Origin of the sequence: Methylomarinum vadi, from assembly GCF_000733935.1 — a bacterium.
Taxonomy (GTDB): Bacteria; Pseudomonadota; Gammaproteobacteria; order Methylococcales; family Methylomonadaceae; genus Methylomarinum; species Methylomarinum vadi.
The window spans coordinates 3,509,312-3,524,499 of record NZ_JPON01000001.1; the positions used below are offsets into that span (position 1 = coordinate 3,509,312).

The window sequence follows — 15,188 nt, forward strand, 5'->3', positions numbered from 1 at the left end:
TCGGTTAATGTGTTAATAACGCCAGTAACTGGGCGACAATAGCACCAGAATCGTGAAAATTTCCAGGCGTCCCAGCAGCATCGCGAAACACCCGAGCCATTTGACCGAATCATCGACCGTTCTGAAGCTCGAAGCCACTTCGCCCAGCCCCGGGCCGACATTATTGATGCAGGCGGCGACCGCCGAAAAGGCGGACATATAATCGAGACCGGCTTCCATCATCAATAGCATGATGAGAATGAAGGCCACGACATACAGCGCGAAAAACCCCCAAACGGCATCGAGGATGTTTTCCGGCTGGACGATCTTGCCGACCTTGACCGGAATGCTGGCGTTGGGGTGGATCAGGCGTTGTATTTCGCGTTCCCCCTGTTTATACAGCAACATGACCCTGATGACTTTCAGCCCTCCCGCCGTCGAACCGGCGCAACCGCCGATGAACCCGGCGAAAACCAACAATATCGGTACCACGCCGGGCCACAGGAAAAAATCGGTGGTGACGAAGCCCGAGGTCGACATGAAGGAAACGGTTTGAAACATGCCGTGGCGCATCGCGTCCAGCAGCGTGTAGCCCGACGTGCCCTTATAAAACAGGTGCGAGCCGACCAACAGGCCGCAGGTCAGCATGACTAGCATATAACAACGCGCCTCGCTGTCGATGAAGTAAGTCTTGATGGAATTTTTTTGCAAGGCGGCAAAATGAAGGGCGAAATTCAGCCCCGACACCGCCATGAAAAAAATCGCCACCATTTCGATTCGGGGGTTGTTGAAGTAGCTGAAACTGGCGTCATGGGTCGAATAGCCGCCGTTGGCGACGGTCGAGAACGAGTGGCCGATGGCGTCGAACCAGCTCATGCCGGCCAGCCGATAACAGAGAGCGCAGATCAGGGTGATTCCCAAGTAAATGATCCACAGCGCTTTCGCCGTCTCGGCGATGCGCGGGGTCAGTTTGCTGTCTTTCACAGGCCCCGGCACTTCGGCGCGGAACAGCTGCATGCCGCCGATACCGAGGATAGGGAGTACCGCCAAGGCCAGGACGACGATACCCATGCCGCCCAGCCATTGCAATTGTTGCCGGTAAAACAGGATCGACGGGGGCAGGCGGTCGAGCCCCTGTAAAACCGTCGCCCCGGTGGTCGTGAAGCCGGAGACCGATTCGAACACGGCATCGGTAAACGACATGGCCGGGTTGTCGGCCAACAGAAAAGGAACCGCGCCGATAGTGCCCAAAATCATCCAGAAGAAGGCGACGATCAAGAAACCGTCTCGATGGCACAATGGACGTTTTTCGCCGCGTAACGGAAACCATAACAGGAAGCCAAGCATCTGAATGATTAGGAAGCTTTGCCAAAACAGATGGTCGTTACCGTCCTGGTAGATAAAGGAAACCAGCAGCGGTAGGAACATCGTCATGCTGAATAGCATCGTTAACAGGCCGATACTTCTGAGGACTACTTTGGTTTGCATGGTGGTCGAGTAATCCGTTAAATGCGTTGAAAGTAGCTTTCGATATTTTTGATATATTTCTTATCGAGAGCGAACATGACGATATGATCGTCTTCCTCGAAAATAGTATGGTGATGAATGGGCATGATTTCGCGGTTGCGGATCAGAGCGCCCAACACCACTCCCTCGGGCAATTCGATTTGGTCGACCCTAAGCCCGACCACCGACAAGGATTGTTCGTCCTTATGGGCGACCGCTTCGATGGCTTCCGCGCTGCCGCCGCATAACGAGCTGACCCTGGCCACGTCGCCTTTTCTGACGTGTTTGAGAATACTGCCCAGGGTATCCTGGTTGGGCAGCACGACCAAATCGATATCGGTTTGTTTCAACAGCTTAATATAGGTACTGTTGTTGAGCAGGCAAATCGATTTTTTGGCGCCCAGTTGTTTGGCCAGCGCCGCGGCGATGATATTGGCGCTGTCGTTATCGGTGATCGCGCAAAAAAAGTCGGTCTTGTCGATGACTTCGTCGATCAATAGCGACTCGTCGGTACAATCTCCGTGCAGGACCACGGTTTTTTCCAGTTCATTGGCGATTTTTCTGACCCGTTCGATATTTTTCTCGATGATCTTGATATGGTGGGTATTTTCCAGCGCCATGGCCAATCGCTTGCCGACATGGCCGCCCCCGGCGATCATGACGCGCTTGATCGGCGCCTCCAGAATGCAAAGTTCGGTCAATATCTTGCGAATTTTGTCTCTGGGGGAGACGAAAAACACTTCGTCCCCTTCTTTGATGATCGCTTCGCCATTGACCGCAACCGCATGGCCTTTTCTGAAAATAGCGACCACTCGGGTTTTCTCGCTCAACAGGTGTTGCTTTAGGGTTTTTATTTTTCTTCCGGTCAAAAATCCCTTGGCCGCGGCTTTGACCGAGAACAAACGCACCAGGTCATCCGCGAATGAAGAAATATGCAATACGCCAGGGTATTTGATCAGATTGCGGATGCCTTCCATCACGATCTGTTCCGGACTGATCACGATGTCGATGGCAATGCCGTTGGGCTGAAACAATTGCGGATGGGTCAGATAATCCATCGCTCGGATTCTGGCGATGGTTTTAGGCTTTTTATACAGCGTCTTGATGATATGGCAAGCCAGCATATTGGTGCTATCGCGATCCGTCGCGGCAATGACAATATCGGTGTTTTCTATGCCGGCTTGTTCCAGGATGTTAGGATGAGCGGCATTACCCACAACCGTGCCGATGTCCAGGCGTTCCTTTAGCGCGGCCAGTAAATGGGCTTTGATATCGATTACAACGATATCGTTTTCTTCGCTCGCTAGGGCGGAGGCAACCGATGAGCCGGTAACTCCCGCGCCGAGAATGAGTATTTTCATTGCGAATGAATGTAGTGGAAAAAATTTTCTATTAACGGCCGTGGAAGCAACGAGACTTATCGTTATTTTATAGAATTTTAATCGCGGCTACGAGAACTGGCTCGGTTTTCCACTATGCTTGTTATAGTCGGTTTGTCGGAATAGGGGCGCAAGGATTGCATGTTGCCGGATTATAGATTCCTGTCAGACTGTCCGTTGAATGCTCGGTCAGTGAAACATTTGTAGCAAATAAAGGAAATTCAACCATGGCGATATTAGAAAACAACCAGGCAGTAAAGACCGGATATGAACCGATCGATACGGATCACGAGGAATTTATCCAATTGCTAAGCCTGTTGGCCAGCGCCGACGATGACGCTTTTCCCGACTTGTTTCGACAGTTACAGCAGCATGTCGAGGCGCATTTCGAACGGGAAAATCAGTTAATGGAGCAATTTGCCTTTCCGGCAATCGCCGAACATCGAGCCGAGCATGCCAGGGTGTTGAATGAAATAAAACAATTCAGTCAACGCGTCGAGAAAGGTTTGGTCGCTTTTGGCCGGGCCTTCGTCGAGGAAAGCTTGCCGCAATGGTTCGAATTGCATGCGGCAACGATGGATAGGGTGCTGGCCTTGCATATCAAGGCTAACAGTTAGATACGAGGTCATTGTCGGCAACGGGGCAAGTAAGGGTAAGGGTGACAAGCAAATTAGCGCAACGGTTAAAGCGCTACGCGCAGCGCCTGGGACTGGTAGCGAAGGATTGCCGCAGTAGACGTATCGTCGTGATGATCGAATGTTTGCTCAATCAGAATGCGCGCGACGATGGCGCCGCGGTCTCGCCGGCCATGACCGAGGCAGTGCTTGAACTGTGTCGACGCTATGCGGCGGGCATCGTGCAAATTCCCTGTCCCGAAATGCGGGCCCTTGGCTTTGAGCGTTCCCGTCCGCCGGGCGTTTCCATCAGGCAAGCTCTGGATACCGAGCCGGGCCGGGCATGCTGCCGCCAAATCGGCCGGGAAATCGCCGAACGACTGCAGGATTACCGGCGCCAGGGATATGACATCGTCGCGGTGCTGGGAGGCAACCCGGAAAGTCCGGGCTGCGCCGTTCATATTAAGGAGAACGGCTTAACGGAGCAATCGGGGGTGATGATGCAGGAGTTATTCAGCGAATTACACAATAAGGGCATAGTCGTTTCTTTCAGGGGAATGCGCGATGCCGATCCGGCTTGGTTGGCGGAGGACCTGGCCTGGCTGGAAGCGTTATTGAGAAAGGCAGGTTGATTGCGCAGCAAACCCCCGGGGGCCAGGCCTTATTACTTGAATAGCTTGAACACCAAGTCGGAGACCGCCTGGATCAAATCGGGCTCGGATTCAACGCTGCTGTTTAAAACATGCACGGGGTCGCGCTCCCGGCCTGTATCTACCGCTTTCCGGCGTACTTGCGCCTTTTTCTCGCTATTGCGGCTGTGTAAAATTTGCCCGCCGGCCTTTTTCCATTCCATTAAATGGGTGATTTCGCCGCTTTCCAGCCAGACGCCGTGCTTTTTGCACTGGTCGATCACGACGCCGCTGCGGTGGCCGAAATTGACCCGGTTCATCAACACGCCGCAAACCGGGCATTTGATATATTTGATCTGTTTGCGTTGGTAACGGTCTTTGTTGATATTGCGCAGCAATTGTTGATTGATCGCGAAGACATTGGAAACCGAACTCTCCAACAGCATTTCGATTTCGCCGGGATCGAAGAACAGGCCGAAGCATTGCTCGCAGCGCTCGATCAGAAACGGCCCGTTCAGATTCAAGTCTATGGTTTGCAAGGGTTCATGGCATTCCGGGCACATGCGGTCCGATTGCTGGCTATGGATGCTGAATTGGTGCTTGCCGTGCAAATCGACATCGTTGCGCACGCCGCAATAGCGGCACAGGTTGGTGTTGGCCAGTAACGGCGCCGAACAGCTTTTACAACGGGCCATGATTAAAAACGTTCCAGTATGTCCTGTTTTTTCGCGGCGTATTCCGATTCCGAAATCAGTTCCGCCTCGAACATTTTTTTCAATTGCGCCAGTTTCGCCATCGGGTCATCGTTGCCAGCCGGCTGCGCGCTGGTCGCGTTTTCCGCCATCGAGTGCGCCATGCTCTGGCCCAAGCCGATGCCGGCCCCCAGGCCCATGCCTACGCCGGCGCCGCCGCTTTCGTTGCGGGCCGCTTCCCGCATCGCCTCCAAATGCTGGACCTTGGCGTAATCCAGGCCTACGGCTTGGGCGGCCTGCGCTTCCGCAGTCAGATCGGCGATGCGGTTGATGCGCTTGATCGTGTCTTCATCGAAGTCGGTGCCCTCGATGCGGAAATCGGTGATATCGAAGCCTAGCTTGCGGAAGGCGATCGACAGTTTGATGGAAATGCCGCGGCCGATTTCTTCGCGATTGGCGTCGATTTCCGCGTAACTGTATTTGCTTTCGGCCAGGTAATCCGAAATCGGGTCGATGATACGCGCCGACATCACCCTGCGGAAATCGTCGGCGTAAAACGCGTTATGGCTGCCGACGACATGGACGAAGAATGCCTTTGGGTCTTCGATGCGGTAGCTATAATTGCCGTAGGCTTTCAGGCCGACCGGAAATTTGTATTTGGGGTCGTCGTATTTGATCGGCGAGGTGGTTCCCCATTTCTGGTCGAGAATTTTGCTTTTGCGGTAAAAATAAATTCCGACCTTGTGCTCGCTCTCGAAAAACTGCATGAATTTCTTGATCGTGGTCCAGAACGGAATGTTGGCGGTTTTCAGGTCGATCAAGCATTCCTCTTCGATGACCGATTTAACCTGTCCTTCATAGACGAAAATGCAGCCTTGGCCGGGGCCGACGATCAGCTTGGAAGCGTTCTTGATTTCGTCGCCGTTTTCCGTCCATTGCACCAGCAGTGCATCGGGTTGCGGGTTTTTCCACTCGATGACCGAGCGGAGTTGTCGTTTGATGCCGTCGATTATAGCCATGTTAACCTCGGTTACGTACTGGGAAAAATTTACGTCGATTCCCTCGGACTTTTTTCGCAGGCTGTCAGCGGAACTACGTCTTTGCCACGAAAAGACATGTAACGCTTAAGGATTGCGAAGCGCTTTTGCCGGTTTAATGTAAAATTTACAACCTAGGCAACGCCGTGTTTCCGTTTTTATCAGAATGCCGTTTCATTTAAGCTTGCAACGAGAAACCGGTTCAGTCGGGCGAATCCACTGCGCTATTATGTTGCAAAGTGACCGGGCTATTTATGGATTACGGTCACAGTTATGAAAACACGCCGAAAACGGCAGTAACACTGCGTTGCTAAATCCTTTAATTTAACCAAGTATAGTGAAAATTCGGAGAGATTGTGGCGATCAGAAAATTCAAAGGCAGATATCCCTTATTGGGCAACAATGTTTACATCGACGACAGCGCCGTCGTGATCGGCGACGTCACGCTGGGCGACGATGTTTCGATCTGGCCGATGGCCGTGGTAAGGGGCGATGTCGAAAGCATCAGCATCGGCGACCAAACCAATGTGCAGGACGGCTCGGTGTTGCATGTTTCGCACGCCGGCGACTATTCCCCGCAAGGCTATCCGTTGAAAATAGGCAAGGGCGTCACCATCGGCCACAAAGCCGTGGTGCATGCCTGTACCGTTGGCGATTACTGCCTGGTCGGCATCGGCGCGATCATCATGGACGGCGCGGTGCTGGAAGATTACATCATGCTGGGCGCCGGAGCCCTGGTTCCCCCTGGCAAGAAACTGGAAAGCGGTTATCTCTACGTCGGCGTCCCGGCCAAACAAGCCCGTCCGTTATCGGAGGAAGAAAAAGGCTTTTTGGAATATTCGGCGCGCCATTACGCTCAATTGAAAGACGAACATAGGGAAGAGTTAGGAGATAAAGGTTAAGGGCTCGGGCAAGCCTGGACGCTTATTGCCGAGTGGGCTGAATAAGATACGAGATTTTCTGTCTCGTGTGGTTTCGCCTTGGTCTGTAGTTAGCTGGAAACGGGATAGCATCGAGTTTTGCATGTTATCCCGTTTAGAGAAACTGACGTTGGGGGGTAAAGGTTGTCAACTGAGGTTGAATGAAGTTAAGATCGCTGGGTCGGGATAATAACTTGTTAGAGCCAATTAAGAGAAAAATGAAGCGAATATTCGTACCAACAATTTCAGGTTCCGACTGGCAGCGCCTTTTAGGGAAGCCAAAGCTTCACTGGAAAAAGGGATATTCCGCAATGTCTGCTGCGGCATGCTGGGAAGATAATCACCCAAATTTGCCATCTGAAATAGTTGAGACTCTCCATTCAACTGATGAGCTAAGCTTAAAAAGCTTAGAGTTATTGGCTGCCATTCCTGAATGGGAAGTTGATCTACCAGGCGGTGATAGACCATCACAAACCGATATTCTAGCAATTACCCGAAATGAAAATGACTTAGTAATTTTAGCTGTAGAGGCAAAAGTTGAAGAACCTTTTGGACCAACTCTTGAAGAAAAGAAAAATGGTGCATCGGAGGGTCAATTAAGTCGAATCAGCTACCTTGAAGATATGCTTGGCCGTACAACTCCATTTCCCAGTCATATTCGGTATCAACTCTTGCACCGCTCGGTGTCAGCATTGTTAACTGCCAAATCGTTCCACTCTTCAATTGCTGTCATGCTAGTTCATTCGTTTAGCCAATCTTCAAAATGGCGCAATGAGTTTGAAGCGTTTTGCTCCGAATTAAAATGTACATCTTTATCGAATGATGTTTGGGAAGTGCCAAACATCAAAGACGGAAGGCTTTTGCTGGGTTGGTGTAAAGGAAATCCTGCATATTTGGCGATGGAGTTACCAAGTGGGCTCTAACAAGGCAATTCACACGGATGCCAAAACCGCCGCTTCGCTCTGGTTTTGGCCCCGGTGATTGCGGCGTTATGTGCATGAGGGTACGAGATGAACGATAGTCTTGTGACAATATTGGGAAGTTCGTATTTTGAACCAATTAGTGCATTGCTTGAAAAGCTGGAGAAACACGAGAGCAATATCTCTAACCAAGTTCAATCTGGCTATTACGAAAAAGGGTTTGCTGCATCGATCTGTATTCTGAGTGTGGTCTGCCTGGAGTCATACGTAATGAGAGTTAGGTATATTAATTCTGCCAACCAAGATCATATTGATAGAACGCCTGTTGTTAGTTACTTAAAGTCACTATATCCAGATTTTCCGTTTGAAAACGAATTACTGGAATTACATATATTGAGAGACCTCCTGGCCCACAATCACCTATGGGAAATATCATATTCATTTAACGAAGATGATGAAATGGAAATTAGTGAGGTAGAAAAAAGAAGTTCTGGTGATAAAAAATATCGGCAACGTGTAGATACGGAAAATCACGTAACAAAAACTCTAGGCCTGAACGTGAACCCAATTAAGGTAGGGGCTTCAGACGTTAAGTTGGTCCTTCAGACGATGTGGAAAATTCTACTTTTTCTTGAGAGCAAGAATAGAAATCAATGCTACGTATCTCATCTGCGCGCGGTATATAAGGGCACACTAAGGCAGTTTGGTGAAATCATTGGTATGCCAGAAACATGCACATAACGAATAAGGTTAGATTGTAATCGCGGAGCGAGCCACAATCTGAACCGTTTGTTGGACAAGCCCGGTATTCGGAGGGAGCGTTATATAAGAAAATAGCTTTTCGAAGGATTGGGGGATGTGTTGGCCCATTTCAAGCGTTGACGTCGATAAACGGGCTGAAATGGGCGTGATGCTGATCATCACACCCGGAATTTCGGATTTTAGCGGCATTTTGCCCTGAATTCAGACCGAACGAAAGCCTCGGTGCTAAAATGCCCGATGATCGGTTTGGGTCAGTGAGAAATGCCGCTTACATAACCGGTTTTGCCTCTACGCTTTGGTCGAATTCAATGCCATGACAGCCGAAGAACCGAGAATGCGCGTTTTGATAATCTGCAGGGTTCCACCACAACATGGGCATTGGAGTTTCGGGCGGGGCCTGAGCCAAGCGATAGCACGATTGGGATTGACGCCGAGCAAGACTTGCAGCAGACGAATCAGCCGTTTGCTGTTGGGGTGCAAAAAGCCGAAGTTGCGAGTCCGCCTAAAGCCTTTGGGCAGAACATGGCGGAGCATCAGCCACAGAAACTTCACGCCGGGTAGTGTTCGAGTCTGCCACTTTTTGGTTTTGCTGTCCTGGTAACGGAAGGTTACTTGGCCATCTCGGCAGGCAATAATGTCCTTTTCCTGGATAACGCCCTTATAGAGATAACGTCCCAGATAAACCAAGGCTTTATCGCCGCGTCCGACCGACTTGACGTCAACGACCCATTGTTGCGGATAGTAGTCAGGCAATGTCAAACCGGCCTGCGAGATCGCTTCAAGCAATTTGGCCCGAAACACTTTGGCCACTGCCTTGTGATTGAACAAATAGCCTTTCCGGCCCTTTTTACCCTGTTTGGTGCGCCACAGTCGTTTATCAGGATCGATGGCGGCCGCCGGCATCACCAAGTGTACATGCGGATGGTAATCCAATCGGCGGGAATGGGTATGCAACACAGCAATAGCACCGGCATTGCCCTGAAGCTGTTGATCGTTGCGGGTGAAGGTGTTGACGGTATCCCAACTACAGCGGATCAGCAGATCATACAACGTACGTTGCTGTTGCCAGGCCAACGGCCTGAGTTCTTTGGGCAAAGTAAACGTCAGCAAAAAATATTCGGCCGGCACCTGCTTCTGCAACTGCCTTTCCAGCCATTGTTGCGATTCGTGCGACTGGCAATGCGGGCAGCTGCGATGGCCGCAGGAATGCGGCACCAAGCGTTGCCGATCGCAATCATCGCATTGCGCCAACATCACAGGGCCTTGCGACGTGCGGCAGTGTTTCATCGCGGCCAGCGCCTGACGCTGACTGGGTGACAAGCGACCCTGGTAAGCGACCAGAAACTCGGCTTCGAAGGTTTGGATGATGGCGGAAAGCAAGATCATTTGACCGCCCCCCAGTCGATGTCGAAGCCATTCATTAAGGCATTAATCAACTGGCCGGTATTTTGATTCGTGCCGTCGGTCAGGTGAGTATAGCGGGCAGTGGTGAGGATACTGTGGTGACCGAGGATTTTCTGCACTTCCAGTAGATCGACGCCCGCTTCAATCAAATGTGTGGCATAGCTATGCCGCAGACAGTGCGGGGTAATCTTTTTTTTAAACCGCAGTCTTGCGCGACTTGGCGCAGAGCCTTTTGCACGCCACCGCGATCCAAAGGGCTCTGCGCGCGCTGCGCGCCCTTCAAACCGCCATGGCGATTGGGAAACAACATGACCGGATGCCGGTGAACTTGCCAGAAGCGGCGTAGCAAATCCAGGGTGGCAGCCGGCAACGGCACCAGTCTATCCTTATTGCCCTTGGCATCTCGGATATGCACGCGTTGGCGACCGGCATCGATATCCCCAACCTCAAGACGCAATCCCTCGCCGAGGCGCAAACCTAGACTGTAGAGCGTGAAAAAGAACACCCGGTAACTGAGAATACGCGTGGACTGGAAGATACACCGCGCCTCGTCGACAGTGACGATATCCGGCAAACGTTGCGCCTTCGGCGGCTTGACCAACTGCGGCGCGACCCAAGGCTTGCGCAGTACATGGGTGTAATAAAACTTGAGACCGTACAGGTCCAACTTGACCGCACTCCAAGAATGCGACTCCAGCAAATCGGTGAAATAATCGGTCAGTTGCTGTTCGGTCAACGCATTGATGTCTTCGTTGAAATACTGGCCGATACGTCGAATCGCACGGGCATAGGCCTCGATCGTCTTGGGCTGCAACCCTTTAAGTTTGAGGTGTTTCAGATGGCTTTGATAGTTTTGCTTGAAATGGGGTTCGAATGATGTTGTCATTGTCGCGTAACCTCATGATTCGTCATGGAATAATCCCTCTTAAAAGAGGGCGTGAGATTACATTTTATAAATTACCGGCTACTGCCGCTTTTCTCCGCGTTAGCGGCTTCGTCCAACACGGCATTCCACCCGACCAAAAACCGCTACGCGGTTTTCCTCGGGTGAGCTTGGCGTTAGCTTTGAAATTACGAATTTGAGGCGTCAATGAGCAGAAAAAAACACCGAAGCACACGCGCTGCCCGTAAAGGCCCAATTATGTCCGCGGAAATGAGTGCAAAAATCTTCGAGGCATTAAATGATCGTCGCTATGTCGCACGAACCATAAAAGGCATAGCAACATCAACACATTTGAGAGAGCCGCAGGTGGTGGAAGTGTTGCGTAACGATCAGAATTTGCGCGGTGCGGTGAAGATTTACCCGCGTAAGTCGAAAAATGGCAAATTACTAATTACCACCAAAGAAAAATTTGAAAAAACCGCCACAACACTCGATAGGTTTATCGATTATTTCGCTACGAAAAAGGAGAGTTTTGATGACTTCTCCTGATGGGGTTTCAATTACGCAACTAATTAGCTCGAATCAACTTCTGATTTTTATCGCCTTTTTTGGTGGAGTAGTTCTTTTTGGAATGAAAATGGCCGAGCATTTTTCTCGGAAGCCAGAAAATAAATTCTCGAACGGTCGATATTTCTTGTACTTTGTCTTTTTGCTTGTCTCACTTCCAATACTTGGCTCGGCAGTTGTAATAATATACTTAGCAAACGGCGACAAAATAAGTCCTGTATTGGCATTTCAAATAGGATTGACGTCACCTGCGATAGTCCAAAGCTTAATAATTGCCGCAGCAAACAAATTCAAAGAAGGTGGTCTAGAAACCACAAGTGGACAGTGAAAGCTAACAATGCCGTAAACTCGGGCGCATTTTTCGTTCGCTGCGCTCACTACAAACGCACTGGTTACGGCTGGCGTTATGGCTCATTTAGGTGAGGTATCGCATCCATTCTTTTATGGAGAGCTCGAACAATTTCAATTTTGTTTTCTGAGAGAGTTCGGTAAAAAACGATGTGGCCAGTAACAGGAAGTTTTCGGTAGCCTATTTTTATGTAGTCACAAGCAATGCCAATATCTGGGGTATCAGCAAGCAAATGGAAAGCATCGTCAAATTGTTTCAAGTAAATTCGTCGTTGTTCTTTGCCCCATTTCCTTTGGGTGTATGCAGCAATGGACTTTAGGTCAGATTTGGCTTGGTTGGTAAGTTGAAATGTACCCATTAACCAAACTCATCATCCAGATCGTTCATGAGGCCTTCATAGCTGTACTCAGCTGTGCCACTGTTTTCGCCCTCTTCAAGCAAGCGTCGGAGAGTGGCAATCTTGTGTTCGTAGTCTTCAAGCATTCTAAGGCCTGCACGTACAACTTCGCTGGCAGAGGCATAGCGTCCCTCTGCTATTTGTTGGGCTATAAAACCATCAAAGTGGTCACCAAGGGTCATACTGGTGTTTTTGGGCATGTCAGGGTGCCTCCAATATCAAATATGGGTATTTGATGGTACAAAACCATAACCAACGGGTCAACTTGACCGTCAAACGCCACGCTCCTATCGTCGTGCTACACATTCGGATATAGGGGGCGTGTCGTCGGTTCGGACGAAATTGTTGGTGTCTGATACGCGAAAATAAATGTATTACGCCAAGATTCATAATTTATTGTAGCGACATGATTCGTTGTGCAATAACATCAATATGCTAAGCCCGGTTCAACTTGGCCAGTCACAAGAGGCGGGTAATCCGTAAGGTTTTCAAGAACCATAGTCGTTGTTGCGGGTATCGATAGCGTGAAAACCAACAAACCTAATCAAAATAACAAAGTTAAATCGAAGGGGTCTCGTCTTGACGCGTCCAACAAGAAAGTGTTGGTGGATTGCCAAATATCAACGCGACTCGAAGAAATCGAGACGCTGGCCGATACCGTCGACAACGTACTGACCGACAGCGATCTGGCGTTCTCCGTCAACTTGTGCCTGGAAGAATTGATTACCAACACAATCAATTACGGTCTAGGCGGTGCCTCGGACCGGTTAATTCACGTGCAAATAAACAGTACGGCGGAATGGTTGGAGATCGTTCTCGAAGACGACGCGCCTCAATTTGACCCGTTCGTACAAGTCCCGGAACCCAAGTTGGACCAGGATATTAACGATCGCCCGATCGGCGGCCTCGGCGTGCACTTGGTTAAGAAAATTATGGACGATGTCCATGCCTATTATGACGGTACTGGAAATATGATCGTGCTGCGTAAGCGCTTATCTCATCAAAATAAGGAATAAAGCGCAAAAAGACCGTGAATTAGGTGAGTGTCGCCAGCGCTTCGGCGACGGAGTTTTCCATCTTGAACAGGGACGCGAAGCCTGACATCTCGAAGACCGAGCGGACGTTGCCGTTGACGTTGGCAAAGCAGACATTGCCGTTTTTCTCCTTCAGCAGCTTGGCCATCAACAGCAGAGCCCGAAGTCCAGCGCTGCTGATGTAATCGAGTTGTGCAAAGTCCACGACAAAGTCGTTAGTGCCGCCGGCAATCATTTCCCGGATTCTTTTTTCATACTCCGGGGCGGTTACCGCATCTAGCCTGCCACTGATCGTTACGATGGTGGCGTTATTTTCTATGGTGGTCTGCAAATCCATGGACGTTGTTCTTTATGCGTATTTACTATGAAAGTCGCGACGCGGGCCTTAATCCCCCTCGTCCTCTGGAGGGCGTCGTAAAACCCCAATTTCTTTGATTTACCACTGGAAACCGGCCGTATTTTCCACGGTCGGCGAAGTTGGCAAGTCAGTAGTGTAACTCAGCCAAATGTCGACCATTCGGTCAAACGAGCTCATAAACCGGCTAAGCCAATGATATAAAGCACGAAAAAGAGCTGCCACTAAGGCGCGGCTCAGATTGTAAGCCATGGCGTGCAAGGCGAACTCTACTTTGACACCCGCCAAACCTTTACGGCGAAAGCGATTCAAGCCTTGGCGACCGCGTAGCTGACTGAAGACTGGCTCCACCATGGCCTGCCGCTGCCGATAGCGTTGCCGAGGTTCGGGCTGGGCCATTTTCAGGCGCAGGGCTTCTTTTTGGGTATCGCTGTCATAGCGTTTGAGGGTGCGACCGCTTTCGCTACGCGTGCATTGGGATTTCAGCGGACAGTCTGAACAGGCATCGCAGGCGTAGACGGTATAAGCATGGCCACTTTTACCGCCTTTGCAGGTGTGACGGCGAGTCAAGCGTTGTTGCCCCGGACAGCGATAAGTGTCGTCGTCGGCCTGATAAATAAAGCGGCTTTTGGGGATTTGTTTGTTGGATTGTTTGTTCCAATCGTCTCCTTCACTTTGGCCTTCCGGACAAAGCAATTCGATGTTGTGTTGCTCAGCAGTATCCAAGACGCCATTGCTGAAATAGCCAGCATCGAACAGAGCTGTTTCGACGCCTCCCAGGGCTTGGGCGCGATCCAGTAAGCCCGGCACCACCTCGGTTTCACTGGAAGGATGAACGTCGCAAGCCACGATCACTCGATTGTCGTTCGCCAATACCGACGGTTTATAACTGCTGCGAAAGTCTTTGGAGTTCTTTTGCGGCTGTAATACCGCCTCCGGCTCGTTGCTTTGTACTTGGGTCTTGGCCGGATCTTTGCCTTTGGCGGCTTGTTTTTGCTGGCGAGACTTTAGCTCGGCTTGGGCTTGTTCCAGACCGTTCATACGCTTAGTCGCAGCCGCATCGTTTGGGTTGGCTTGCGCGGCTTCCTTCGCTTGCGCCAAGGCTTGGTTGAGCGCTTCTTCCTTCATCAATCGAAACCGGGAGGACATGGCTTCGATCACGGTACCGTCACCCGCCAACGCCGTCGTGCCGGAGCCGGTGACTTTCAAAGTACGACGCGTTAGTTGATCGAAAAATTCGGTCGTCAATGAGTCGGCATGCTGATGGACGAAACGGCCAATGACGGAGTGATCCGGCATGATACCGCCACTTAGCCACCAACACCCCACATCGGCTCGAGCTAAACGCTCCAAGTCGCGCAGGCTGCTGATGCCTTGTAACAGGCCGTAGAGAATGATCCCCACCATCGCACATGGCGCATACGGCGGACGCCCGCCGGGCCGATAACGGGCTTCGAACTCGGCGAAGGATAGCGATTGCAAGAAGGGGCGCAATTTCAACGGGATGGTTAAGCCGGCGTGCTCCAGATGTTCGCCGAGCGGTTTACCGTTGATCGATAAGCCGCGCGGGTCGGGCGCTTCAAAACGGGCCATCGGTTCGCTTGAGATCGATTGAGCGATCAACTCAGGTAACGGTTCAACCTCGCATTCATCGAATAGCGAATATTGCTTGGCGCTATACAATGTCTTGACGGGTCTAATGTTCGCTTCGGCTGCCATTGATCTATTTCTAATAGGTTTGGACAGGGTTATTTTACCGTA

At 50.8% G+C, this 15,188-nt stretch carries 17 protein-coding genes and 1 pseudogene; 8 read left to right on the forward strand and 10 right to left on the reverse strand.

Annotated features, from left to right (window positions below; all coding sequences use genetic code 11):
- Positions 1 to 12: 12 nt before the first annotated feature.
- Both EP25_RS0117475 and trkA read right to left on the reverse strand, forming a co-directional pair.
- Positions 13 to 1,467 carry a TrkH family potassium uptake protein gene (locus EP25_RS0117475; RefSeq protein ID WP_031435083.1) on the reverse strand — a complete coding sequence of 485 codons (1,455 nt, stop codon included), beginning with the start codon at positions 1,465 to 1,467 and terminating at the stop codon, positions 13 to 15.
- A 17-nt stretch (positions 1,468 to 1,484) separates the two neighbouring features.
- On the reverse strand, positions 1,485 to 2,846 hold the full coding sequence (trkA, locus tag EP25_RS0117480) for a Trk system potassium transporter TrkA (protein ID WP_031435084.1): 1,362 nt from the start codon (positions 2,844 to 2,846) through the stop codon (positions 1,485 to 1,487).
- 245 nt (positions 2,847 to 3,091) lie between these two features.
- On the opposite strand from trkA, the gene EP25_RS0117485 reads away from it, so the two are divergent.
- Complete coding sequence (locus tag EP25_RS0117485) at positions 3,092 to 3,481, forward strand: bacteriohemerythrin (protein WP_031435085.1); 390 nt, start codon at positions 3,092 to 3,094, stop codon at positions 3,479 to 3,481.
- Between the two features lie 41 nt (positions 3,482 to 3,522).
- Positions 3,523 to 4,110: a DUF523 domain-containing protein gene (locus EP25_RS22600; RefSeq protein ID WP_031435086.1), complete on the forward strand. Its 588-nt coding sequence runs from the start codon at positions 3,523 to 3,525 to the stop codon at positions 4,108 to 4,110.
- A gap of 32 nt (positions 4,111 to 4,142) precedes the next feature.
- Here the strand turns inward: EP25_RS22600 and EP25_RS0117495 are convergent, their stop codons facing one another.
- Together EP25_RS0117495 and EP25_RS0117500 are read right to left on the reverse strand one after the other, a co-directional pair.
- Complete coding sequence (locus tag EP25_RS0117495; protein WP_031435087.1) at positions 4,143 to 4,802, reverse strand: TFIIB-type zinc ribbon-containing protein; 660 nt, start codon at positions 4,800 to 4,802, stop codon at positions 4,143 to 4,145.
- A gap of 2 nt (positions 4,803 to 4,804) precedes the next feature.
- A complete protein-coding gene (locus EP25_RS0117500; RefSeq protein WP_031435088.1) occupies positions 4,805 to 5,818 on the reverse strand; it encodes an SPFH domain-containing protein in 1,014 nt (337 codons plus the stop codon).
- A gap of 374 nt (positions 5,819 to 6,192) precedes the next feature.
- Here EP25_RS0117500 and EP25_RS0117505 point away from each other — a divergent pair, with 374 nt between their 5' ends.
- The 3 genes from EP25_RS0117505 (at position 6,193) to EP25_RS0117515 (ending at position 8,417) form a co-directional block, all read left to right on the forward strand.
- Complete coding sequence (locus tag EP25_RS0117505) at positions 6,193 to 6,738, forward strand: gamma carbonic anhydrase family protein (RefSeq protein WP_031435089.1); 546 nt, start codon at positions 6,193 to 6,195, stop codon at positions 6,736 to 6,738.
- A 179-nt stretch (positions 6,739 to 6,917) separates the two neighbouring features.
- Positions 6,918 to 7,679, forward strand: coding sequence for a DUF6946 family protein (locus EP25_RS0117510; protein ID WP_051906818.1), 762 nt, complete (start codon positions 6,918 to 6,920; stop codon positions 7,677 to 7,679).
- An 87-nt stretch (positions 7,680 to 7,766) separates the two neighbouring features.
- Positions 7,767 to 8,417, forward strand: a complete 651-nt coding sequence (locus EP25_RS0117515) for a hypothetical protein (protein WP_031435091.1) — start codon at positions 7,767 to 7,769, stop codon at positions 8,415 to 8,417.
- Between the two features lie 309 nt (positions 8,418 to 8,726).
- On the opposite strand, the gene EP25_RS0117525 is transcribed toward EP25_RS0117515, so the two are convergent.
- A complete protein-coding gene (locus EP25_RS0117525; protein WP_036300033.1) occupies positions 8,727 to 9,824 on the reverse strand; it encodes an IS91 family transposase in 1,098 nt (365 codons plus the stop codon).
- Positions 9,821 to 10,728, reverse strand: a pseudogene (locus EP25_RS0117535) (tyrosine-type recombinase/integrase). Before EP25_RS0117535 ends, EP25_RS0117525 begins: the two are co-directional and overlap by 4 nt.
- 204 nt (positions 10,729 to 10,932) lie before the next feature.
- On the opposite strand from EP25_RS0117535, the gene EP25_RS0117540 reads away from it, so the two are divergent.
- Complete coding sequence (locus tag EP25_RS0117540) at positions 10,933 to 11,274, forward strand: hypothetical protein (protein ID WP_031435093.1); 342 nt, start codon at positions 10,933 to 10,935, stop codon at positions 11,272 to 11,274.
- On the forward strand, positions 11,261 to 11,620 hold the full coding sequence (locus tag EP25_RS0117545; RefSeq protein WP_031435094.1) for a hypothetical protein: 360 nt from the start codon (positions 11,261 to 11,263) through the stop codon (positions 11,618 to 11,620). Before EP25_RS0117540 ends, EP25_RS0117545 begins: the two co-directional genes overlap by 14 nt.
- 76 nt (positions 11,621 to 11,696) lie before the next feature.
- Here EP25_RS0117545 and EP25_RS0117550 read toward each other — a convergent pair whose 3' ends face one another.
- Positions 11,697 to 11,999, reverse strand: a complete 303-nt coding sequence (locus tag EP25_RS0117550; RefSeq protein WP_031435095.1) for a type II toxin-antitoxin system RelE/ParE family toxin — start codon at positions 11,997 to 11,999, stop codon at positions 11,697 to 11,699.
- On the reverse strand, positions 11,999 to 12,238 hold the full coding sequence (locus EP25_RS0117555) for a type II toxin-antitoxin system ParD family antitoxin (RefSeq protein WP_031435096.1): 240 nt from the start codon (positions 12,236 to 12,238) through the stop codon (positions 11,999 to 12,001). The genes EP25_RS0117550 and EP25_RS0117555 overlap by 1 nt, the downstream gene beginning before the upstream one ends.
- Before the next feature lie 324 nt (positions 12,239 to 12,562).
- Here EP25_RS0117555 and EP25_RS0117560 point away from each other — a divergent pair, with 324 nt between their 5' ends.
- The gene (locus EP25_RS0117560) at positions 12,563 to 13,054 is read left to right on the forward strand and encodes an ATP-binding protein (protein ID WP_031435097.1); all 492 of its coding nucleotides are present in this window, start codon (positions 12,563 to 12,565) and stop codon (positions 13,052 to 13,054) included.
- Between the two features lie 19 nt (positions 13,055 to 13,073).
- Here EP25_RS0117560 and EP25_RS0117565 read toward each other — a convergent pair whose 3' ends face one another.
- Together EP25_RS0117565 and EP25_RS0117570 are read right to left on the reverse strand one after the other, a co-directional pair.
- Positions 13,074 to 13,409, reverse strand: a complete 336-nt coding sequence (locus EP25_RS0117565) for an STAS domain-containing protein (RefSeq protein WP_031435098.1) — start codon at positions 13,407 to 13,409, stop codon at positions 13,074 to 13,076.
- 99 nt (positions 13,410 to 13,508) lie between these two features.
- Entirely contained in the window at positions 13,509 to 15,146 is a 1,638-nt protein-coding gene (locus tag EP25_RS0117570) for an IS1182 family transposase (RefSeq protein ID WP_051906820.1), read from the reverse strand.
- Between the last annotated feature and the right edge of the window lie 42 nt (positions 15,147 to 15,188).